Source organism: Pseudomonas sp. B21-031, assembly GCF_024748985.1.
GTDB lineage: Bacteria > Pseudomonadota > Gammaproteobacteria > Pseudomonadales > Pseudomonadaceae > Aquipseudomonas > Aquipseudomonas kermanshahensis.
Map to the genome: position 1 here is coordinate 1333957 of NZ_CP087181.1, position 21892 is coordinate 1355848.

23 protein-coding genes and 1 riboswitch are annotated in these 21892 nt (G+C 64.5%); of the genes, 21 read left to right on the forward strand and 2 right to left on the reverse strand.

Annotated features, from left to right (window positions below; translation table 11 throughout):
- Positions 1-221 precede the first annotated feature (221 nt).
- From LOY53_RS06065 to LOY53_RS06085, 5 genes are all read left to right on the forward strand, one after another.
- Entirely contained in the window at positions 222-1277 is a 1056-nt protein-coding gene (locus LOY53_RS06065; RefSeq protein ID WP_258703712.1) for a DUF2066 domain-containing protein, read from the forward strand.
- A gap of 12 nt (positions 1278-1289) precedes the next feature.
- On the forward strand, positions 1290-2363 hold the full coding sequence (locus LOY53_RS06070; protein WP_252826968.1) for an AI-2E family transporter: 1074 nt from the start codon (positions 1290-1292) through the stop codon (positions 2361-2363).
- Positions 2364-2513: 150 nt separating this feature from the next.
- Positions 2514-3221 carry a DnaA regulatory inactivator Hda gene (gene hda, locus LOY53_RS06075; protein WP_027595859.1) on the forward strand — a complete coding sequence of 236 codons (708 nt, stop codon included), beginning with the start codon at positions 2514-2516 and terminating at the stop codon, positions 3219-3221.
- A 127-nt stretch (positions 3222-3348) separates the two neighbouring features.
- On the forward strand, positions 3349-3990 hold the full coding sequence (locus LOY53_RS06080; RefSeq protein WP_027595860.1) for a C40 family peptidase: 642 nt from the start codon (positions 3349-3351) through the stop codon (positions 3988-3990).
- A gap of 138 nt (positions 3991-4128) precedes the next feature.
- On the forward strand, positions 4129-4662 hold the full coding sequence (locus tag LOY53_RS06085) for a C40 family peptidase (protein ID WP_099453169.1): 534 nt from the start codon (positions 4129-4131) through the stop codon (positions 4660-4662).
- Between the two features lie 124 nt (positions 4663-4786).
- Here the strand turns inward: LOY53_RS06085 and LOY53_RS06090 are convergent, their stop codons facing one another.
- Positions 4787-6103, reverse strand: coding sequence for a sorbosone dehydrogenase family protein (locus LOY53_RS06090; RefSeq protein WP_258703713.1), 1317 nt, complete (start codon positions 6101-6103; stop codon positions 4787-4789).
- A gap of 145 nt (positions 6104-6248) precedes the next feature.
- Here LOY53_RS06090 and LOY53_RS06095 point away from each other — a divergent pair, with 145 nt between their 5' ends.
- The 15 genes from LOY53_RS06095 (at position 6249) to LOY53_RS06165 (ending at position 20448) form a co-directional block, all read left to right on the forward strand.
- A complete protein-coding gene (locus LOY53_RS06095; RefSeq protein WP_258703714.1) occupies positions 6249-8795 on the forward strand; it encodes a dermonecrotic toxin domain-containing protein in 2547 nt (848 codons plus the stop codon).
- 72 nt (positions 8796-8867) lie between these two features.
- Positions 8868-9090: riboswitch (cobalamin riboswitch) on the forward strand.
- 119 nt (positions 9091-9209) lie between these two features.
- On the forward strand, positions 9210-9821 hold the full coding sequence (gene cobO, locus LOY53_RS06100; protein WP_027595864.1) for a cob(I)yrinic acid a,c-diamide adenosyltransferase: 612 nt from the start codon (positions 9210-9212) through the stop codon (positions 9819-9821).
- Positions 9818-11113, forward strand: coding sequence for a cobyrinate a,c-diamide synthase (locus LOY53_RS06105; RefSeq protein WP_252826972.1), 1296 nt, complete (start codon positions 9818-9820; stop codon positions 11111-11113). The genes cobO and LOY53_RS06105 overlap by 4 nt, the downstream gene beginning before the upstream one ends.
- Positions 11110-11760: a 5,6-dimethylbenzimidazole synthase gene (gene bluB, locus LOY53_RS06110; RefSeq protein WP_027595866.1), complete on the forward strand. Its 651-nt coding sequence runs from the start codon at positions 11110-11112 to the stop codon at positions 11758-11760. The genes LOY53_RS06105 and bluB overlap by 4 nt, the downstream gene beginning before the upstream one ends.
- On the forward strand, positions 11757-12665 hold the full coding sequence (cbiB, locus tag LOY53_RS06115; RefSeq protein ID WP_258703715.1) for an adenosylcobinamide-phosphate synthase CbiB: 909 nt from the start codon (positions 11757-11759) through the stop codon (positions 12663-12665). The genes bluB and cbiB overlap by 4 nt, the downstream gene beginning before the upstream one ends.
- Positions 12658-13650 carry a threonine-phosphate decarboxylase CobD gene (cobD, locus tag LOY53_RS06120; RefSeq protein WP_252826974.1) on the forward strand — a complete coding sequence of 331 codons (993 nt, stop codon included), beginning with the start codon at positions 12658-12660 and terminating at the stop codon, positions 13648-13650. The genes cbiB and cobD overlap by 8 nt, the downstream gene beginning before the upstream one ends.
- Entirely contained in the window at positions 13647-15101 is a 1455-nt protein-coding gene (locus LOY53_RS06125; RefSeq protein WP_252826975.1) for a cobyric acid synthase, read from the forward strand. The genes cobD and LOY53_RS06125 overlap by 4 nt, the downstream gene beginning before the upstream one ends.
- Before the next feature lies 1 nt (position 15102).
- Positions 15103-15624, forward strand: coding sequence for a bifunctional adenosylcobinamide kinase/adenosylcobinamide-phosphate guanylyltransferase (cobU, locus tag LOY53_RS06130; protein WP_099428517.1), 522 nt, complete (start codon positions 15103-15105; stop codon positions 15622-15624).
- On the forward strand, positions 15621-16676 hold the full coding sequence (gene cobT / locus LOY53_RS06135; protein ID WP_258703716.1) for a nicotinate-nucleotide--dimethylbenzimidazole phosphoribosyltransferase: 1056 nt from the start codon (positions 15621-15623) through the stop codon (positions 16674-16676). The genes cobU and cobT overlap by 4 nt, the downstream gene beginning before the upstream one ends.
- Positions 16673-17239, forward strand: a complete 567-nt coding sequence (gene cobC, locus LOY53_RS06140; RefSeq protein ID WP_027595872.1) for an alpha-ribazole phosphatase family protein — start codon at positions 16673-16675, stop codon at positions 17237-17239. Before cobT ends, cobC begins: the two co-directional genes overlap by 4 nt.
- A 1-nt stretch (position 17240) precedes the next feature.
- A complete protein-coding gene (locus LOY53_RS06145) occupies positions 17241-17975 on the forward strand; it encodes an adenosylcobinamide-GDP ribazoletransferase (protein WP_252826977.1) in 735 nt (244 codons plus the stop codon).
- Positions 17976-18060: 85 nt separating this feature from the next.
- Positions 18061-18465, forward strand: a complete 405-nt coding sequence (locus LOY53_RS06150; RefSeq protein WP_252826978.1) for a MarR family winged helix-turn-helix transcriptional regulator — start codon at positions 18061-18063, stop codon at positions 18463-18465.
- Between the two features lie 63 nt (positions 18466-18528).
- Positions 18529-19731, forward strand: coding sequence for an MFS transporter (locus tag LOY53_RS06155; RefSeq protein WP_408981351.1), 1203 nt, complete (start codon positions 18529-18531; stop codon positions 19729-19731).
- Positions 19728-19850, forward strand: coding sequence for a hypothetical protein (locus LOY53_RS06160; RefSeq protein WP_258703717.1), 123 nt, complete (start codon positions 19728-19730; stop codon positions 19848-19850). The genes LOY53_RS06155 and LOY53_RS06160 overlap by 4 nt, the downstream gene beginning before the upstream one ends.
- Positions 19851-19896: 46 nt before the next feature.
- Positions 19897-20448 (forward strand): glutathione peroxidase, encoded by a 552-nt coding sequence (locus tag LOY53_RS06165; RefSeq protein WP_252826979.1) that lies wholly within the window; start codon positions 19897-19899, stop codon positions 20446-20448.
- A 138-nt stretch (positions 20449-20586) separates the two neighbouring features.
- Here the strand turns inward: LOY53_RS06165 and LOY53_RS06170 are convergent, their stop codons facing one another.
- Positions 20587-20847, reverse strand: a complete 261-nt coding sequence (locus LOY53_RS06170) for a DUF2798 domain-containing protein (protein ID WP_258703718.1) — start codon at positions 20845-20847, stop codon at positions 20587-20589.
- Between the two features lie 114 nt (positions 20848-20961).
- Between LOY53_RS06170 and LOY53_RS06175 the strand changes: the two genes are divergently transcribed.
- Positions 20962-21891 carry a LysR family transcriptional regulator gene (locus LOY53_RS06175; RefSeq protein ID WP_252826981.1) on the forward strand — a complete coding sequence of 310 codons (930 nt, stop codon included), beginning with the start codon at positions 20962-20964 and terminating at the stop codon, positions 21889-21891.
- Position 21892: the final 1 nt, after the last annotated feature.

The following is a 21892-nucleotide window of genomic DNA, read 5'->3' on the forward strand; positions in this document are numbered from 1 at the left end:
GGAACAACTGGCGCAAAAAAATGTAGGAGCAGCCTTGTGCTGCGAAGCGCCGCGAGGGCGGCGCTCGATCGTGAAAACACCCAAAATCCCCAGGACTGCGCCTGGCAGTCATGCGCGCCCCTGTATAAGGTGTAAGCCATATAGGAGCATTTTTCGTTCCACCGCGGTCACAGCCTGCATGACAACGGCCGTTCCACCTTGTTTCTGGACAGGAATCCTCCATGCGTCTTTTCAACACTCTGGCAGCAGGTTGTCTTGCCCTGATCTCGCTAGCCGCGCAAGCCGAGAACGTCTCCGGCCTTTATCAGGTGCGCGAGCCGCTTCAGGGGCAGGGCGCTGAAGCCCGTACCCAGGCCACCGGCAAGGCCCTAGAGACCTTGGTCCTGCGCCTGACCGGTGACCCGAAGGCGGCGCAAAGCCCGGCATTGGCCGAGCTGCGCAAAGACCCGCAGCAAATCATCAACCAGGTCGGCACTGAAGCCGGCCCGCCCGAGTCCGTGCTGGTCGAGTTCGACCCCGGCAGCACCGAACGCGCCTTGCGCAAGGCCGGCCTGGCCCTGTGGGGCAGCAACCGGCCATCGATCCTCGGCTGGTGGCTCAATGAAAACGCCGAGGGCAGCAACCTGGTGGGTGACGGCCAATCCGCCGCCCAGCCTTTGCGCCGTGCAGCCCAGCACCGGGGCCTGCCATTGCGGCTGCCGCTGGCTGACCTGCAAGAGCAGTTGGTGGCCAATGCCAAGCAGGTCGAAGGTAATGACCCAAAACCGCTGCGCGAAGCCTCCGAGCGTTACGCGGCCGATGCCCTGCTGGCGGTACATGCCCAAGAGGCGGATGGCAAATGGCAGGGCAAATGGCAGCTGTGGGTAGGCGACCAGCACGAGCAGGGCAGTGCCGAGGGCGCCGACCAGGCGGCCTTGGCCGACGCGGTGATGCTGGCCGTGAGCAGCCGCCTGGCGCCACGCTATGTGACCCGCCCTGGTGCCAGCAGCCAGTTGCAGATCCAGGTGCAGGGGATGAACCTGCAGCGCTACGCCGAACTGAGTCGCGTGCTCGAGCCTTACGGCCCGCGGCTTAAAATGGCCGAAGGCCGCACGCTGACCTACGGCGTCACGGCCAATCGCGAACAATTGCGCGCTCAACTTGGCCTGGCCAAGCTGCAGGAGGTACCGGCCGAGCCGGCCCCGGTTACCCCAGTCGTGCCTGCACCCGCAACGGGCACAAGCCCCGAGCAACCTGATGTGCCCCAGCCGTTCGACGGCCTGCGTTTTCGCTGGTAAGGAGTACCCATAGTGACCGATATGCGCCGCTGGATCTGGCTGGGCGCAGCACTGCTGATGGCCGTGCTGTTATATAGCCTGCACAATATTCTGACCCCGTTTCTGATCGGCATCCTGCTGGCGTACCTGGCAGACCCGCTGGTTGACCGCCTGGAGCGCCTGGGGCTGTCCCGCACCTGGGGCGTGGTGGTGGTGTTCAGCCTCTTCACCCTGATACTCATGGCCTTGCTGCTGGTGCTGGTGCCGATGCTGGCCAAACAGCTGGTGCGCCTGTACGAACTGGCGCCGCAGATGCTCGACTGGCTGCAGCACGTGGCGTTGCCCTGGGTGCAGCACCGCCTTGGCTTGGCCGACGGCTTCTGGAAGTTCGACAAGATCAAGGCCGCCATTGGCGAGCACATGGGCCAGACCACCGACATCGTCGGTATCGTGCTGTCCCAGGCCACGGCGTCAAGCCTGGCCTTGATCGCCTGGCTGGCCAACCTGGTGTTGATCCCGGTGGTGGGCTTCTACCTGCTGCGTGACTGGGACCTGATGATGGCCAAGCTGCGCAGCCTGCTGCCGCGCCACCGCGAACCGCAGATCGTGGAATTGGCGGGGGAGTGCCATGAGGTACTGGGCGCGTTCGTTCGCGGCCAGCTGATGGTCATGCTCGCACTGGGCGTCATCTACTCGGCTGGGCTGATGCTGGTGGGGCTCGAGCTTGGCTTGCTGATTGGCATGCTGGCGGGGTTGGCAGCGATCGTGCCGTACATGGGCTTTATCATCGGTATCGGTGCGGCGCTGGTGGCCGGCTTGTTCCAGTTTGGCGGTGACTTGTATCCGATGCTGGGCATCGTTGCGGTGTTCATGGTTGGCCAGGCGCTTGAAGGCATGGTGCTGACGCCCTTGCTGGTGGGCGACCGCATCGGCCTGCACCCGGTGGCGGTGATCTTCGCCATTCTTGCCGGTGGCGAGCTGTTCGGTTTCACCGGGGTGCTGCTGGCGCTGCCGGTGGCGGCGGTGATCATGGTGCTGCTGCGGCATGCGCACGATTTGTACAAAGAGTCGGACATGTATGGCGCAGATGTCGATCCAGAATTGTGAGGTGGGGCCGAAAGGCCCCCATAAAGAGCTGCAACTTGTTGATTTTGTTTGCGCTCTTCTGCTCACTGATTGTGCCGCCCGCGCTCCGGGTATAGACTTTGCACACTGTTCACCAAAGGCCCCCCGTGGTCCTAGCGACCGCCCGCGAGCATGAAACCACCGATCCAGTTGCCCCTGGGTGTGCGCCTGCGCGATGACGCCACCTTCATCAACTACTATCCGGGCGCCAATGCTGCGGCATTGGGCTACGTCGAGCGCCTATGCGAAGCTGACGCCGGCTGGACCGAGAGCCTCATCTACCTGTGGGGCAAGCAGGGTGTCGGCCGCACTCACCTGTTGCAGGCCGCTACCCACCGTTTCCAGCAATTGGGCGAACCCGCCGTTTACCTGCCATTGGCCCAATTGCTTGAACGCGGTGTCGAACTGCTCGACCACCTCGAGCAATACGAGCTGGTGTGCATCGATGACCTGCATGTGATTGCCGGCAAGGCCGACTGGGAAGAGGCCATGTTCCACCTCTTCAACCGCCTGCGCGACAGTGGCCGCCGCTTGCTGCTGGCGGCCTCCAGCTCGCCGCGCGAACTGCCGATCAAACTGGCTGACCTCAAGTCGCGGCTGACCCTGGCGCTGATCTTCCAGATGCGCGGCATGTCTGATGAAGACAAGCTACGTGCCCTGCAATTGCGCGCGTCGCGTCGTGGCCTGCACCTCACCGATGAGGTTGGCCATTTCATCCTCACCCGCGGTACCCGCAGCATGAGCGCGCTATTCGACCTGCTCGAACGCCTCGATCAGGCATCGCTGCAAGCGCAACGCAAGCTGACCATTCCTTTTCTGAAGGAAACCCTGGGCTGGTAAGCCCCTGAAATCCTTGGGCCAGAGCGGAAAAACGAAAAAGTCACATCTTTTTCGATAAAATTTGCAAATGGCCATGATAGAGGGCATAGTTTCCCCCTTCTAAAGGATTACTGACACGGTCGTGCCCATGCTAAAGCGCTTCGCACCCCTCGTGCCCCTCGCACTCGTGACCCTGCTTTTTGGCTGCGCGGCACAAGCCCCGGTATCTCAGCCCCAGGATCACACCCCGATCGCCGCACAGTCGGCGTTCAAGGCCAAAGCCTCGCCTTCGTCGGTATTCGGCGAACCGGAAGAGCTGGCCACTGAAGATGACCTGGAGGCCTTCTCCAGCAGCAGCAAGCCTTACCAGCTGCCAGTTCTGGCTGACAGCATTCTCGAGCGCGGCATGTCGTTGATCGGCACCCGTTACCGCTTCGGTGGTACCTCGGAGAAGTCCGGCTTCGACTGCAGTGGCTTCATCGGTTACCTGTTCCGCGAAGAAGCCGGCATGACCTTGCCGCGTTCGACGCGTGAAATGATCAACGTCGATGCCCCTAAAGTGGCGCGCAACAAGCTCAAGCCAGGCGACCTGCTGTTCTTCAGCACCAATGGTCGTGGCCGTGTGAGCCATGCGGGCATCTACCTGGGTGACAACCAGTTCATCCATTCCAGCAGCCGCCGCAGCGGCGGTGTGCGCATCGACAGCCTCGGTGATCGCTACTGGAGCAAGACCTTCATTGAAGCCAAGCGTGCCTTGGCGATGGCGCCGACCAACATCGCGCGCAACTGATAGCAAAATGATATAACCTGCCGCGGCGGCGATGCTTTGAAAAAGCTCGCCGCCGTGCGCATTTACAGAAAGCGTCTAATCTAAATTCTCAACACTTTTCGGCTGCGGTCCAGCGGTCTCAGACAGGATGTTCTGGCCATGGTAATGATGGCGCGCTTCGCATTCCTTTCCCTGGTGGCATTGCTTGCTGCCTGCTCCAGCCGCGCGCCTGCGCCGGCCCCTGTGGTTCAGCCGCAGGTTACCTACAGCCAGCCAGATGGTTCGCCGATTGCCGACGACGTGTTGATCCGTGCGATCGGGCTGGTGGGCACGCCTTATCGCTGGGGCGGCAATACGCCCGACTCCGGGTTCGATTGCAGCGGCCTGATCAAGTATGTCTACCGCGATGCCGCCGGCATCAGCTTGCCGCGTTCGACGCGGGAGATGATCGTCATGCGCGCGCCTACCGTGGATGCCAAGGCGCTGCAGTCGGGTGACCTGGTGTTCTTTGCCACCAGTGGCGGTTCGCAAGTCAGCCATGCCGGTATCTACGTCGGCGAAGGGCGCTTTGTGCATGCGCCGTCCACCGGCGGTACGGTGCGCCTGGACTACCTGTCGAACAGCTACTGGGCCAAGGCTTACCTGCAGGCCAAGCGCGTGATTCCGCAGGGGCACCTGGCGCAGAATCCCTAAGGCACTGCGCAGTCAGCAGTTGATCGCTGACTGTGTAGGAGCAGCCTTGCGCTGCGAAGAGGCCGGTGCATAAGTCTTAGAGGCAAGGGGCCTTCACCGGCCTCTTCGCAGCACAAGGCTGCTCCTACAAGGCCTTGCTCACCCGCCAGATCACGTTGCCCACGTCATCCGCCACCAGCAAACCGCCGCGCTGATCATTGATCACCCCCACCGGTCGCCCCATGGCCTTGCCTTCGTCATTTAGAAACCCTGTCAGCAGGTCGACCGGTTTGCCGGCAGGTTTGCCGGTCGCGTCGAACGGCACAAAGATCACCTTGTAGCCACTGTGCGGCTTGCGGTTCCACGAGCCGTGCTGGCCCACGAATGCCCCCTGCCCGAACGGCGGTGGCAACACGCCAGGCTCGGCGAACGTCAGCCCCAGCGATGCCGTGTGCGGGCCCACCGCGTAGTCCGGCATCAGTGCCTGGGCAACCTTCTGCGGGGCCTGGGGCTCGACCCGCTGATCGATGTGTTGCCCGTAATAGCTGTAGGGCCAACCATAGAAACCGCCATCCTTGACTGACGTGATGTAGTCCGGCACCAGGTCGCTACCGATCTCGTCACGTTCGTTGACCGCCGTCCACAGTGCGCCGCTGTGGGGCTCCCAGGCCAAGCCGTTGGGGTTGCGCAGGCCGCTGGCAAACACGCGTTGCTGGCCGCTGACGGGGTCCACTTCCCAGATCGCCGCACGGCCTTGTTCCTTGTCCAGGCCGTTTTCCCCCACGTTGCTGTTGGAGCCAACCGTCACGTAGAGCTTCTTGCCGTCAGGGCTGGCGATCACGTTCTTGGTCCAATGATGGTTAAGCGGCCCGCCAGGCAGTTCGACCACCTGCTGGCCCTCGCCGCGAATGTGCATGGCCCCTGGCTCGTAGTGAAAACGCAGCAGCTTGTCGGTGTCGGCCACGTAAAAGTCCTTGCCCACCAGCGCCATGCCGAAGGGCGAATTGAGCCCTTCGATGAAGGTGGTGCGCACTTCCGCGACCCCATCGTGGTCGGCATCGCGCAGCAGAGTGATGCGGTTGGCGCTGGGTACGCCGGCGCCGGCGCGCTGCATTGCCTTGCCCATCACCCAGCCACGCAGGCCTTTGCCATCTTCAGGCTTGGGCGGGGCGTTGGTTTCGGCCACCAGCACATCGCCGTTGGGCAACACATAGAGCCAGCGCGGGTGGTCGAGCTTGTCTGCGAAGGCCGTTACCTGCGTGCCGGCTGCAGCCTGGGGCTTGGCACCCTGGGGCCAGCCAATGGCCGGCGCGATGTTCACCGTGGGGACCAGCGACTTGTTGGGCGCCGGCAGTTGCGGCGAAGGGCCGCTGCCGTCCATCACGTCCAGGCGGGCTGTGTCGCTGCATCCCGCCAGGCTGGCAGCCAACACCCAGGGTAAGACGATGCCGATGCGCTTCATGGTCGCTGCTCTCCGAAAAGGAACACTCAATATTCAGAGCAGGGTTGTGCGCACGGGGTTCAGCGGCGGGAGGCATACATCTACCACACGGCACTGAGGCAGGCCGCCAGGATGAACGCCCGATTTCTAGCGCCTGGAGTGGGCCATGACGGATATAAAAGCAAGGGTGATTCGCAGCCTCGAGGCATTCGATGCTGCGCGGCCGCTGGTCCGGCTGGTGGATGACGTGGTGCGGGATTACCCCGACCCTTACGCGCTGGCGAGCCAGCAGGCTGCGCGCATTCTGCAAAAACACACGGGCAGGCGAATTGACCCTCGCTTCGTCTGGTGGCACCAGTTCAATAACGAGAACTCCAGCAGCCTCAGTAAAACCGGTTGGCAACACAGCCATCCGCCGCAGAAGTCGATGTTGATGCACGAACTGGTAATCGACCGCTTCGACCTGTACTTCCAGGATGCCAGTGACGAGCTCGACATGCGTGGCGGGTTTTACCGGCAGGGGCCCCATGCGCCGTTTTACGACGAGCGCAACGAAGTGCCGATGCTGGGCAGTGACGTGCAAAAAGACCTGTGGGCGCTGGACTTCGCGGTTGCCTATCGTGCGCAAGTCCAGCGCTTCTGGTCCCATTATGGCGATCATTTCCGGGTGCTGGCCAAAACCAATCTGTTGGGGCAAGGTGCCGTGGCATTGGCGGATGGCGCAATCTCGCAGGCAGATTGGCTGCGCTTGCGGGGGATGGTGACCGACGCCTTGCCTAATGGTGAATTGCCGACCCTGGAGGTTCTCGAGCAGGACGCCACGCGCAGCGAGATAACGGTCCACCGCTATGTGTTCGGTGAAACGGATCGCTGGTGTTTGTTCAGCCTGAGTGCGCCCGATGGGCGCGTCATGGCCTATATGCCGTGGGCAGAAAGGACCCTCAAGGGCTTTGACTCCGAATTCGCGATGGTGAGTTGGATACGCACGCAGTTGCAGTCCAAAGACACCCTCGATGCCTTCGTGGCGGGAGCCCATAGCAATCCACGTGATACCACCGCCAGGCGGTTGATCAAGGTGCACCTGCAAGGTATTGCCGACAGCCGTTCGAACGAAGCGGCGTTGATTGCCCTGACGTTGTTCAAGCGGCGGCTTGGCACGACCCTTTTTACTTACCTGGTCGAACAGGCCAGGCTCGAAATGCAGGGCAATGCGCAACTGATGCAAACCAATGCCGGGCTGCGCAAGGCCATGTGCAGTGGGTATCTGGCGGCGTTCCTGGGGGTGTTTGGTGGTTTTGCGCCGTTGGGCTGGCCGGTCACGCTGATGCTGCTGGGGGCCAGTGTTGGCAAGGTGGCGCTGGATGTGGACGCTGCTTTGCACGCGGGTGATGAACAGAGCCGCAAGGATGCCCTGCGCTCGGCGATGCTCGAAAGCGTATTCGCCAGCATGAACCTGGTCGATATCAGCTTCCAGGCGAGCTTTGCCTCGCTGGCGTATCAAGCACCGCCCCATGAAACGACCCTTTCATTGGGGCGCTGGCAACCGACGACTGCTTCGGCCTTGCCGGAGGAGTTGCAGGGCGCCAATACCGTGCTGACCGGGGAGCCGGGCGAGGAGGGCCGCTTGCGCGGCATTCACGTCAATGACGACGGCAGTTGCTGGATCAATGTGCAAGGTTTGCCCTATCGCGTGCGTTACAGCCATGAGCTGGCCGTGTGGTTGGTGGTTTCGGCAGATAACCCGTTTGCCTTCAGCCCGCTGCACCCGGTGCGTCTGAACCAGGCCGGGGAGTGGGAAGTGCTGGCGCCGCCCCGATTGCTGGGGGGGACACCCTTGGCCGTTGAAGGGATGCCGAGCACCAGCTCACCGTTCTGGGATACCTATACGTTGGCGAACGGCCCGCAGAGCAAGAAGCTGGGTGAATTCGCGCTTGAGCGGCAGAAGGCGTTATTGGCGTCCTGGCCTGTCGTCGAACTGCCCCGTGGGCGGGCGCCGGACCTCGATGAGCGCAACCTGGACTGCGTCAAGGTCGCGGGCCGCACGCACTACTCGTATCACTACGGCCCGGAGTACTTCAACGCACTGGTCGACTACTACACCAGCGATGAGTCGAAAGTGAACGATGTGTTCCGCTCGGGGAGCTACCGGTATGGCGATGAGGATGACTATATTGCCGACCTTGCCGATAGCCTCGAACAGTTGCCTAAAAATAATCAGGTGAGGTTGTACCGAGGGGGGCACCGCTCGCGCCGCACCGGTGGTGAGCGTTACCGAAACGGTGAGCTGCGGGTTGGCGATGTGCTGGTCAACACAGACTTTACCTCGTTCACCGAGAACCCCTACATGGCTGCGGAGTTTGCCTGCCTGCATTACCCGAACGTGCCGGGCGGCGTGCCAGGCTTGTTCGATGACAGTTCGGTGGTGTTCGAGCTGCCTGCCGGGGACTACCACAGCGCAACGCCGATCAGCGCCTTTTCGTCGTATTCCGAAGAGGCCGAAACGCTGTTCCTGCCTGGCAACTACTTCCGCATCGATGCCTTGCAGCAGGTCTATGGCGAGTACTATCGCTTCATCAAGGTCACCCTGAAGCAGACCCTCAAGCCTGCCCTGGGGCCGGTTTACGACCTGCGCACAGGGCTGGCCTTCGACCTGGCGGCCTACACGGCGCACATCAGGACGCCGGCGCTGGTGACGCGGTTCTTTCCTGAATAATGTCGCAAATTGAGCCCCACCGGTGCGCCAAAGGCGGGCGCGTTCGATTGACGCTCCCGCCCCAACCCTCTAACCTTCGCGCGTGTTTCAGGTGCCCTGCCAGCCCCGTCTGGGCAGGGTGAAACTGGGAAGCCGGTGGGCGCCAGCAAAGGCGCGAGCCCGGCGCTGCCCCCGCAACGGTAAGTGAGTCAAATGTCGCGCACAGCCACTGGATGCCAGCATCCGGGAAGGCGCGCAGGCGTGGGCCAAGGCCCGCTCACAAGCCCGGAGACCGGCCTGATTCAGCCAACGGCATCACGGAGGGTGATGCGCGGTGCACCGTGGCGTCCAGCCACGGCTCCTGCGCGTTCTCCGTCTGCCTGCCTATCGACCTGTCGCCGCTTCTCGCGTGGCGTCAGCCTGCGGAGAACCCTGATGAGCGAACCCACCGAACGCGACGAACGCCACCTGGCGCGCATGCAGCGCAAAAAGGCGGTTATCGACGAGCGCATCGCCAATTCCCCCAATGAATGCGGCCTGTTGTTGGTGCTGACCGGCAACGGCAAGGGCAAGAGCAGCTCGGCCTTCGGCATGCTCGCCCGCGCCCTGGGCCACGGCATGCAGTGCGGCGTGGTGCAGTTCATCAAAGGCCGCAACAGCACAGGCGAAGAGCTGTTTTTCCGGCGCTTCCCCGAGCAGGTGCGCTACCACGTGATGGGTGAGGGCTTCACCTGGGAGACCCAGGACCGCCAGCGCGACATCGCCGCCGCTGAAGCCGCCTGGGCTGTGTCGCGCCAGTTGCTGCAAGACCCGACCGTGCAGTTCGTGGTGCTCGATGAACTGAACATCGCGCTCAAGCATGGCTACCTCGACCTCGATCAGGTGCTCTCCGACATCCAGGCTCGCCCGCCGATGCAGCATGTGATCGTCACCGGCCGCGCGGCCAAGCCTGAAATGATCGAACTGGCCGATACCGTCACCGAAATGGGCATGCTCAAGCACGCCTTCCAGGCGGGTATCCGTGCGCAGAAGGGCGTTGAACTGTGAGTGAACTGCGACATTGCCCGGCCGTGTTGATCGCGGCGCCGGCTTCCGGCCAGGGTAAGACCACTGTGACCGCAGCCTTGGCCCGGCTGCACCGTAACCTCGGGCGTAAGGTCCGGGTGTTCAAATGTGGGCCTGATTTTCTCGACCCGATGATCCTGGAACGTGCCAGCGGCGCACCGGTCTACCAGCTCGACCTGTGGATGATCGGCGCGCAGGAAAGCCGTCGCCTGCTGTGGGAAGCAGCCGCTGAGGCCGACCTGATTTTGATCGAAGGGGTCATGGGCCTGTTCGACGGTACCCCGTCGAGCGCCGACCTGGCGCGCCATTTCGGCGTGCCGGTGCTGGCGGTGATCGACGGCACGGCCATGGCCCAGACCTTTGGCGCCTTGGCCCTGGGGCTGGCGCGTTACCAGGCCGACCTGCCATTCGCCGGCGTGCTGGCCAACCGGGTCGGCAGCTTGCGCCATGCGCAGCTGCTAGAAGGCAGCCTGACCGAAGGGTTGCGCTGGTACGGCGGCCTGTCGCGTGAGCGCGGTATCGAACTGCCCAGCCGCCACCTGGGCTTGGTCCAGGCCAGCGAGCTGAATGACCTGGACGCCCGCCTGGATGCTGCGGCCGAAGCGCTGGGTGCCAGTTGTGATGCCGCTTTACCACCGCCTGTTGCGTTTGCCGAACCGCAACTGCAGCCGGCCGCCGTTTCATTGGCTGGTGTACGCATTGGCGTGGCGCGGGACGAGGCGTTTGCCTTCCTCTATGGTGCCAATATCGACCTGCTGCGCAACCTCGGCGCGCAACTGGTGTTCTTCTCGCCGCTGCACGACCGCGAACTGCCCGATGTGGACAGCCTGTACTTGCCGGGCGGCTATCCGGAACTGCACCACCACGCACTGGCGGCCAATGCGCCGATGTGCGCGGCGATCCGTGACCATCATGCCCAGGGCAAGCCGTTGCTGGCCGAGTGTGGCGGCATGCTTTACCTGCTCGACGCACTGACCGACGTAGCGGGTGAACGTGCCGAACTGCTCGGCTTGCTGACGGGCGAGGCGACCATGCAGAAGCGCCTGGCGGCACTGGCCTTGCAGGCAGTGGAACTGCCCGAAGGCACCCTGCGTGGCCACACCTACCATCACTCGCTCACCAACACCGAGCTGACGCCGATCGCCCGGGGGCTGAGCCCTAATGGCGGGCGTGGCAACGAGGCGGTGTATCGCCTGGGCCGCCTGACGGCTTCCTACGTGCACTTCTACTTCCCCTCCAACCCGGACGCGGCGGCGGCGCTGTTGCGACCATGAGCGAACACGCTTTCAGCGACGCCGAACGCGCCGCGCTGTACCGGGCCATCGGCGAACGCCGCGACATGCGCCATTTTGCCGGTGGCGAGGTGGCCCCTGCGCTGCTCGCCCGCCTGTTGGCCGCGGCGCATCAGGCACCGAGCGTCGGGCTGATGCAGCCCTGGCGGTTCATTCGCATCACCCAGCGCGACCTGCGCACGCGCATCCAGGCATTGGTCGAGGAAGAGCGGCTACGCACTGCCGACGCATTGGGTGAGCGCGCCGATGCGTTCATGACGCTCAAGGTCGAAGGCATCAACGATTGCGCCGAACTGCTGGTGGCCGCGTTGATGGACCAGCGCGAGCCGCACATCTTTGGCCGCCGTACCTTGCCGGAAATGGACCTCGCCTCGCTGGCCTGCGCCATCCAGAACCTGTGGCTGGCGGCACGTGCCGAGGGCCTGGGGATGGGCTGGGTATCGCTGTTCGACCCCGTGGCATTGGCCGAACTGCTGGGCATGCCGGCTGGGGCCAAGCCGGTGGCGGTGCTGTGCCTGGGGCCTGTGACCGAATTTTACCCAGCCCCGATGCTGGTGCTGGAAAACTGGGCAGAAGAACGCCCCTTGAGTGACCTGCTGTATCACAACCAATGGGGAGAGCAGCCATGAGCGTTGCCTTGCTAACCGTGGCCGGGGTGGCCCTGGATGCCTTGCTGGGCGAGCCGCAGCGGCGTCATCCACTGGTGGCGTTCGGCAACATGGCCGCCAACCTGGAGCGTCGCCTGAATGCCGGAGGGCGCGGTTGGCGCAGCCACGGCGTGAGCGCCTGGTTCCTCGCGGTGGTGCCGCTGACCCTGGTTGCACTGATCCTGTCCTGGCTGCCGTACATCGGCTGGCTGGTCGACGTGCTGGCGCTGTACTGCGCGTTGGGCCTGCGTAGCCTCGGCGAGCACGTGCTGCCGGTGGCGAACGCATTGCGCCAGGGTGACCTGGAAGAGGCGCGGCGGCGCGTCGGCTACTTGGTCAGCCGCGAAACCCGCGAGCTGGACGAGCCCGCCGTGGCCAGGGCAGCCACCGAGTCGGTGCTGGAAAACGGCAGCGATGCGGTGTTCGCCGCGCTGTTCTGGTTCGTGGTGGCGGGCGCGCCCGGCGTGGTGTTGTACCGCTTGAGCAATACCCTGGATGCCATGTGGGGCTATCGCAACGAACGCTTCGAGCGGTTTGGCTGGTGCGCGGCACGCATCGACGATGTGCTCAACTATATTCCCGCAAGGCTGGTGGCGCTGACCTACGCGCTGCTCGGCAAAACCCGCCTGGCCCTGGCCTGCTGGCGCAACCAAGGGCCCCTGTGGGACAGCCCCAACGCCGGCCCCGTGATGGCGGCAGGTGCCGGCGCGCTGGGGGTCGAGCTGGGCGGCCCGGCGGTGTATCACGGTGAGCTGCACGAGCGGCCGCGCCTGGGCGAAGGGCCCATGGCCGATGCCGATGCTATCGAGCGTGGCTGGACCCTGGTGCAGCGGGGTGTGTGGCTGTGGGTACTGCTGATTTGCCTGGGAGCTTACTGGAATGCTTGAACACGGTGGTCGTCTGCTGCGTGCGGTGCGTCACTACGGGATCGCGCGCGAACATTGGCTCGACCTGTCCAGCGGCATTGCCCCTTGGCCTTACCCGATCCCGCCGATTCCACTCGACGCCTGGGCGCGTCTGCCAGAGACCGAAGACGGCCTGGAAGAAGCCGCTCGGCAGTATTACGGCACACGCCAGCTGTTGGCGGTGGCTGGCTCGCAGGCCGCGATCCAGGCCTTGCCATTGCTGCGCCCGGCGGGCCGGGTCGGTGTGTTGACCCCATGCTATGCCGAGCACCCTTATGCCTGGCAACGGGCAGGGCACACATTGATCGAACTGGATGAAGCCCAGGTGGAAGGCGCGCTCGACAGCCTCGATGTGCTGGTGCTGGTCAACCCCAACAACCCGACCGGCTGCCAGGTCAGCCGGGAGCGCCTGCTCGACTGGCATGGGCGACTGGCGGTGCGTGGGGGCTGGCTGGTGGTCGACGAGGCGTTCATGGACAACACTCCCGCCCACAGCGTGGTCGACTGCGCCGAGCGGCCTGGCCTGATCGTGCTGCGCTCGTTTGGTAAGTTCTTTGGCTTGGCCGGTGTGCGTTTGGGGGTTGTTGCGGCTGAGCCCAGCGTACTGCAGCGGCTGGCTGAGTTGCTCGGCCCTTGGACTGTCAGCGGCCCCACGCGGGTGCTGGCCCAAGCCTGTTTTGCCGACCACATTGCCCACCAGGTGCAGATCGAGCGCTGCGCCGCCAGCAGCCAGCGCCTCGCTGCGCTGTTGCACAGCACTGGGTTGGCGCCGAGCGGCGGCTGCGACCTGTTCCAGTACGTGCGCAGCGAGCGTGCCGCGCACCTGCATGACTTTCTTGCCCGGCGCGGCATCCTGGTGCGCCTGTTCGAGCAGCCTGCCGCCGTGCGCTTGGGCTTGCCTGCCAGTGCGGCGGACGAACAGCGCCTGGCCCAGGCCCTGACCGACTATCAAAAGGAAACGGCATGACCACGCTCATGGTGCAAGGCACCACCTCCGATGCCGGCAAAAGCACGCTGGTGACCGCGCTGTGCCGCTGGCTTTTGCGCCAGGGTGTCGACGTGGTGCCGTTCAAACCGCAGAACATGGCGCTGAACAGCGCAGTGACCGCCGACGGTGGCGAAATCGGCCGGGCCCAGGCCGTGCAGGCCCAGGCATGTCGGCTGGCACCGCACACCGACATGAACCCGGTGCTGCTCAAACCCAACAGCGACACTGGCGCCCAGGTGATCATTCACGGTCGCGCGGTCACCAGCATGAATGCAGTGGCTTATCACGACTACAAGGCCATCGCCATGCAAGCGGTGCTGGCGTCGCACCGGCGCCTGAGCGCCGCGTACCCGGTGGTGATGGTCGAAGGTGCGGGCTCGCCGGCAGAGATCAACCTGCGTGCCGGCGACATCGCCAACATGGGCTTTGCCGAAGCGGTCGACTGCCCGGTGATCCTGGTGGCTGACATCAACCGCGGTGGGGTGTTCGCTCACCTCGTGGGCACGCTGGAGCTGCTGTCGCCGAGTGAGCAGGCGCGGGTCAAAGGCTTCGTCATCAACCGCTTCCGCGGTGACATCGCCTTGCTGCAGCCTGGGCTGGACTGGCTCGAAGCGCGTACCGGCAAGCCGGTGCTGGGCGTGTTGCCGTATGTCACAGACCTGCACCTGGAGGCCGAGGACGGCATCGATGTGCGCCAGGTGGCCAAAGGGGAGCGCGTACTGAAGGTCATCGTGCCGGTGCTGCCGCGCATCAGCAATCACACCGACTTCGACCCGCTGCGCCTGCACCCGCAAGTGGATTTGCAGTTCATCGGGCCGGGCCAGCCGATACCGCCTGCCGACCTGATCATTCTGCCTGGCTCGAAAAGCGTGCGGGGCGACCTGGCGCAACTGCGCGAGCGGGGCTGGGATACCGCCATTGCCCGCCACTTGCGCTATGGCGGCAAGCTCATCGGCATCTGCGGCGGCCTGCAGATGCTCGGGGCTCAGGTGCACGATCCGCTGGGCCTGGAAGGGCCGGCGGGCTCCAGCCCTGGGCTGGGCCTGCTGGACTACGTCACGGTGCTGGAGGCCGACAAGCAACTGCGCAACGTTGCCGGTACCGTGACCCTGGAAAACGCGCCGGTTTCTGGCTATGAGATCCATGCTGGCGTCACTCAGGGCCCCGCCCTGGAACGCCCCGCCGTGCAGCTGGACGATGGCCGCTGCGACGGCGCCATCAGCGCCGATGGGCAGATTCTCGCCACTTACCTGCATGGTCTGTTCGAAGGCAGCCAGTCGTGCGCCGCGCTGCTGCGCTGGGCGGGGCTGGCCGATGCCCAGGCCATCGACTACCAGGCCCTGCGCGAGCGTGACATCGAACGCCTGGCGGACCTGGTGGAAAAACACCTGGACACCGCGCACCTGCGCACGCTGTGTGGAGTCGCCTGAAATGCTCAACCTGATCCTCGGCGGCGCCCGCTCTGGCAAGAGCCGCCTGGCCGAACAGCTGGCCAGCGACAGCGGCCTGCCGGTCACCTACATCGCCACCAGCGAGCCGCTGGACGGCGAAATGAACGAACGCGTGCGCTTGCATCGCCAGCGCCGGCCCGCTGACTGGGGGTTGATCGAAGAACCCCTGGCACTGGCGGCAGTGCTGCGCCGCGAAGCGGCCGAAGGGCGCTGCCTGTTGGTGGATTGCCTGACCCTGTGGCTGACCAACCTGCTGATGCTCGACAACGACCAGCGCCTGGCCGAGGAGCGCGATGCGCTGCTCGACTGCCTGGCGCAGTTGCCTGGCACGGTTATCTTGGTCAGCAACGAAACCGGCCTGGGCGTGGTGCCCATGGGTGAACTGACCCGGCGTTATGTCGACCAGGCCGGCTGGCTACACCAGGCCGTTGCTGAACGCTGTCAGCGCGTGGTGCTGACCGTGGCTGGCCTGCCCCTTATGCTCAAAGGACCTGCACTATGACTCAAGCCTGGTGGCGTGATGCCTGCCAACCCCTCGACAACGCCGCCATGGACCAGGCCCGCGCCCGTCAGCAACAGCTGACCAAACCTGCCGGTTCGCTCGGCCAACTGGAAGGCCTGGCCGTGCACCTGGCGGGCCTGCAAGGCCGTGAGCGGCCAGCGGTGGACCAGCTGGCGATCACGATCTTCGCCGGTGACCACGGTGTGGTAGAGGAGGGCATTTCGGCCTACCCGCAAGCCGTGACCGGGCAAATGCTGCGCAACTTCGTCGGCGGCGGCGCGGCGATCAGCGTGTTGGCGCGCCAGCTGCAGGCCAGCCTGGAAGTGGTCGACCTCGGCACCATCGACCCCAGCCTGGCGCTGCCCGGTGTGCGGCATCTGCGCCTGGGCGCCGGCACCGCCAACTTCGCCCGCCAGCCAGCGATGACCGAAGCCCAGTTGCAGTCCGCCTTGCAGGCCGGCCGCGACAGCGCATTGCGGGCCGCTGAACAGGGCGCGCAGTTGTTCATCGGTGGTGAAATGGGCATCGGTAACACGACCGCTGCTGCCGCCCTGGCCAGTAACTTGCTGGGCTGCCCAGCGCGTGAGTTGAGCGGCCCAGGCACTGGCCTGGACAACGCCGGTGTGCGGCACAAAGCCGAAGTCATCGAGCGTGCGCTGATCCTGCATGGCCTGCGCGCTGACGACCCGCTGCAGGCGCTGGCCTGTGTCGGCGGTTTCGAGATCGCTGCCTTGGCGGGCGCTTACATCGCCTGCGCGCAAGAGGGCGTCGCAGTGCTGGTGGACGGCTTTATCTGCAGTGTTGCTGCGCTGGTGGCGGTACGCCTCAACCCGCAATGCCGGGCATGGCTGCTGTTTGCCCACCAGGGCGCGGAGCCAGGGCACAAGGCCTTGCTCGAAGCGTTGCAGGCCGAGCCGATGCTGGCGCTGGGCCTGCGCCTGGGCGAGGGCAGCGGTGCCGCCCTGGCGGTCCCCTTGTTGCGCCTGGCCTGCGCGCTGCACGGGCAGATGGCGACGTTTGCCGAAGCGGCCGTGGCGGACCGCCCGGCATGATCCTCGACCTGTTGCGCCACGGCGAAACGGAGCAGGGCGGCTTGCGTGGCAGCCTTGACGATGCGCTGACTGAAAAGGGCTGGGCGCAGATGCGCAGCGCGGTCGCCGAAGCGGGCCCTTGGCAGGTGCTGGTCAGCTCGCCGCTGCAGCGCTGTGCGCGTTTTGCCGATGAGCTGGGTGCACGCCTGCACCTGCCGGTACAGCGTGAGGCCGCTTTGCAGGAGCTGCATTTCGGTGACTGGGAAGGCCGCAGCGCGGCGCAGATCATGGAAGACCAGGCCGATGCGCTGGGGCGCTTCTGGGCCGACCCTTATGGCTATACCCCGCCCAATGGCGAACCGGTCAGTGCGTTTGCCGAACGGGTACTGGCGGGCGTCGAGCGCTTGAGCCAGCAGCATGCCGGCAAGCGCGTACTGCTGGTCACCCACGGCGGGGTGATGCGCCTGTTGCTGGCCCGTGCACGTGGCCTGCCCAGGGAGCAGTTGCTGCAGGTGGAAGTTGCCCACGGCGCATTGGTGCGCCTGGTGCTGCGCGACGACGGTCAGTTGGGCGAGGCGCACTGACATGCTGCCGTTCTGGATTGCCCTGCAGTTTCTCAGCAGCTTGCCCGTGAGCTTGCCGGGCATGCCGGCGCCGCGTGAACTCGGGCGTTCGCTGCTGTTCTACCCGCTGGTCGGGCTGCTGTTCGGGCTGCTGCTGTGGCTGGCCAGCCTTCTGCTGCACGGCACGCCCGCGCCTTTGCACGCGGCGTTGCTGCTGGCGCTGTGGGTGTTACTCAGCGGCGCCCTGCACCTGGACGGGTTGGCCGACAGCGCCGATGCCTGGCTGGGTGGTTTCGGCGACCGAGAGCGCACGCTGCGGATCATGAAAGATCCGCGCAGCGGGCCGATCGCCGTGGTGACCTTGGTGCTGGTGCTGTTGCTGAAGTTCTGTGCGTTGTGGGTACTGGTCGAGCGTGGGGCAGGCCTTGAACTGCTGCTGGCGCCGGTGGTGGGGCGTGCGGCGATGCTGGGCTTGTTCCTGTGTACGCCTTACGTACGCCCCGGTGGCCTAGGGCAGGCGCTGGCCGAACATCTGCCGCGCGCTGCTGCCGGGTGGGTATTGCTCGCCAGTGCAGTCCTGTGCCTTGCCGTGGGCGGTTGGGGTGCGAGCTGGGTGCTGGTTGCAGCTGTGGCTGTGTTCGCCTGGTTGCGGCGCCTCATGTGTCGGCGCCTGGGCGGCACGACCGGGGACACCGCCGGGGCGATGCTCGAGTTGCTGGAACTGACCGTGGTGCTGGGGTTGGCGCTGGGCCTCTGAATCACCTGCACGCGATCTCCCACGCCGCCGTCCATCCTGATGAAACTTCTTGCAACACCCATGACGCGGGTATATACACGTATCCATGCTGACCAGTGAATGCATCTGTACCCATCTGCGTCGTGCCGCCCGTGGGGTGAGCCGGCATTATGACGAGGCCCTTGCCGGCTTCGGCATCAATGTCGCCCAGTTTTCCCTGTTGCGGCACTTGCAGCGGCTCGACCGCCCGAGCATCACCACCTTGGCCGAGGCCATGGGCCTCGAACGTAGCACCTTGGGGCGCAACCTGCGGGTGCTCGAAGCCGATGGCCTGGTGGCCTTGGCTGACGGCGACGACCAGCGCAACCGCGTGGTGCTGCTGACCGAAGCCGGCAAGACGCTGCTGCAAGCGGCTTACCCGGCCTGGGAGCAGGCCCAAGGGATGCTGGTTGAGCGGTTGGGCGTAGGGCAGCGAGACGAGTTGGTGCGCTTGCTGGAACAACTGGCTTGAGCTGATGCGACTATAAGCGGGTATATACCCGTAAAACCTTGCGATGTGCTGGAGATAACGACAATGACTTCGGTGTGGCGAACCAGCGGGTGGGTGCTTGTGGGGGCAGCGTTGATACTGGCGCTGTCCTTGGGTGTGCGACACGGCTTTGGCCTGTTCCTGGCGCCGATGAGCGCCGACTTTGGCTGGGGGCGAGGTGTGTTTGCCTTCGCCATCGCTTTGCAGAACCTCATCTGGGGGCTGGCACAACCGTTCGCCGGCGCCTTGGCTGACCGCGTGGGCGCGGCGCGGGTGGTGATCATCGGTGGCATCCTCTACGCCGCCGGGTTGATATTCATGGGGATGGCTGACTCCGCCTGGTCGCTGTCGTTGAGCGCTGGCCTGTTGATCGGCATCGGCCTTTCCGGCACCTCGTTCTCGGTCATCCTGGGGGTGGTTGGGCGCGCTGTACCGGCCGAAAAACGCAGCATGGCGATGGGCATTGCGAGTGCGGCCGGTTCGTTTGGCCAGTTCGCCATGCTGCCCGGCACGCTTGGCTTGATCGAGTGGCTGGGTTGGTCCGCCGCGTTGCTGGTCCTGGGCTTGATGGTGGCACTGATCGTGCCCTTCGTCGGCCTGCTGCGTGACCGCCCGCTGCCCAGCCATGGCGTCGAACAGACCTTGGGTCAGGCCCTGCGTGAAGCCTGCTCGCATACCGGGTTCTGGCTGCTGGCGCTGGGCTTTTTCGTCTGCGGGTTCCAGGTGGTGTTCATCGGCGTGCACCTGCCGGCTTACCTGGTCGACCAGCACCTGGCTGCGACCACGGGCACCACGGTGTTGGCACTGGTGGGCCTGTTCAACATCGTCGGCACCTTCACCGCCGGCTGGCTGGGCGGGCGCATGTCCAAGCCGCGCCTGCTTACAGGGCTGTATCTGCTCCGCGCAGTCGTGATCGTGTTGTTCCTCTGGGCGCCTGTGACCCAATTCAGCGCCTACTTGTTCGGCATCGCCATGGGCCTGCTGTGGCTCTCTACCGTGCCGTTGACCAACGGCACGGTGGCGACGGTGTTTGGCGTGCGCAACCTGTCGATGCTGGGCGGCATCGTGTTCCTCTTCCATCAGCTGGGCGCCTTCCTGGGCGGCTGGTTGGGCGGGGTGGTCTACGACCGCACGGGTAACTACGACCTGGTCTGGCAGATTTCGATCCTGCTCAGCCTGCTGGCCGCCGCCCTCAACTGGCCGGTACGTGAACGCCCGGTCGCCCGCCTGCAGGCCCAGGCCGCATGAAACGCTACCTGGCCCAAGGGTTGCTCGCCGTTGCCGCGATCGTGCTACTGGCGCTGGTGTGGTGGGGGTGGCACCAGGGTGGGTTGGCGTTGATGCAACTGGGCATGGGGGTTTGTTAAGCGCTACCCTGCAAGTTCAAGGATTGTCTTGCGGGAGAAACGAACGATGCGTGCACATTGGTTGACGGTGCCTGTGCTGGCCCTGCTTGCCGCCACGTCGAGCTGGGCTGCGGATTGCCCAGCCTTGTTGCAGGGCAGCCTGCCCGAACTGCGTGGCAAAGGGCAGGTTGATCTGTGCCAGCGCTTTGCCGGCAAGCCGCTGGTGGTGGTCAACACCGCCAGCTATTGCGGGTTTGCGCCGCAGTTCGAGGGGCTTGAGGCGACGTATAAGGAGTACCACGAGCAGGGTTTGGAGATGCTCGGTGTGCCCTCTAATGATTTCAAGCAGGAGGATGCTGACAGCGAGAAGATTGCCAAGGTCTGCTACGCCAATTACGGGGTGACCTTCACCATGACCAAGGCCCAGTCGGTGCGTGGCAAGGATGCGATCCCGCTGTTCAGCGAGCTGGCGAGCCAGAGCAATGCGCCGAAGTGGAATTTCTACAAATACGTAGTGGACCGCAAGGGCAAGGTGATTGGCAGCTTCTCTAGCCTGACCAAGCCGGACGACCCGGCCTTCAGGGCAGCGATCGAGAAGGCCATCGCATCGCAGCCGTAGCCCCGCTTTTTTTTTGTAGGAGCAGCCTTGTGCTGCGAAGAGGCCGGTGCAGGCAACTGACATAGCCAATACCTGCACCGGCCTCTTCGCAGCACAAGGCTGCTCCTACAAAGGGTGTGGTGATTCAATGAGGGGGCGTTAATGGGGGTGAACGGTAATCGCCACCAGCCGTAGCACCACCGGCCTGACCATCAGCACGCAGAGGAACGCCACCGGCATGGCCAGTTGGTAGGCCTTCATTACGTTGCTCAGATACTGCGGGTTCACCCCGGCGTTGGCCGCAGTGATCACGAAGCACATCAATAACGCCATGATCGACGACATGTAGAAGGCGAACACGTACGGTGTGGCACTGGGGCGCAGTTTGCGCCGGCTGCGCGTAGGGGACAGGTTGCTCATGCGAACTCCAGAAAGATGAGTGGAGGCGCAGGTTAGCAATCGTCGGTGGCAGGGTTGTAGACCATCGTCATTGAGTTCTTTATAAAGAGATTCTTACGAATCCAAGGGCTCGACATGGACTTGCTCAATGCCATCCGCAGCTTCATCAAGGTAGTCGAGGCCGGCAGCATCGCTGCCGGGGCGCGCAGCCTGGGGCTCAGCCCGGCGGCGGTGAGCCAGAACCTCGCACGCCTCGAAGCGCATCTGCAGGTGCGCTTGCTCACTCGCACCACGCGCAGCATGGCTTTGACCCCCGCCGGCACGCTCTACTACGAGCGGGTCAGGCAGGTGGACCGAGACCTTGCCCAGGCCGAACTGGCCGTCACCACCCCCGACAGCGAGCCTCAGGGCCGCCTCTGCATCGCCTCCACCTCGGCTTTCGGTCGCCATGTGCTGGCGCCCTTGATCCCGGCATTCAGTGCCCGATACCCCCAGCTTTCGATAGAGTTGGTAACGACTGATCGACGTGTCAACCATGCACGCGAGGACGTCGATGTCAGCCTGCGCATCGCCCCGCAGCTGGAGGACCACCTGCTGGCGAGGCACATTGCCCGTATTCCGTTCATCTGCTGCGCCTCTCCCGGTTACTTGGCAAGCGCCGGCGTGCCTGCCACGCCCGAGGCGTTGCGCGAGCACCGCTGCCTGGTGTTCCGCTACCCGGTCGACGGCCGCTTCCTGCGGTGGGGCTTCATGCGCGACGGGCTGCGTTTTGAAGCGGATTTCGGCACCGTGCTGATCAGTGACGATATCGACGCCCTGACGCAGATGGCCCTGCACGATGGCGGCATCACGCGGCTGGCTGAGTTCATCGTGCGGCCGTACCTGGCGTCCGGCGCGCTGGTGCCTGTGTTCGAATACAGCGACAACGGCCAGGCCTATGCCCAAACCGAGCCCATGGATATCTACCTGTGCCTGGCCGATCGTTTTGCCATGACCGCGAAGGTGCGTGCATTCATGGACTACCTGCATGAATGCCTGGGTGACAGCTGGAAGATCCAGGCATGAA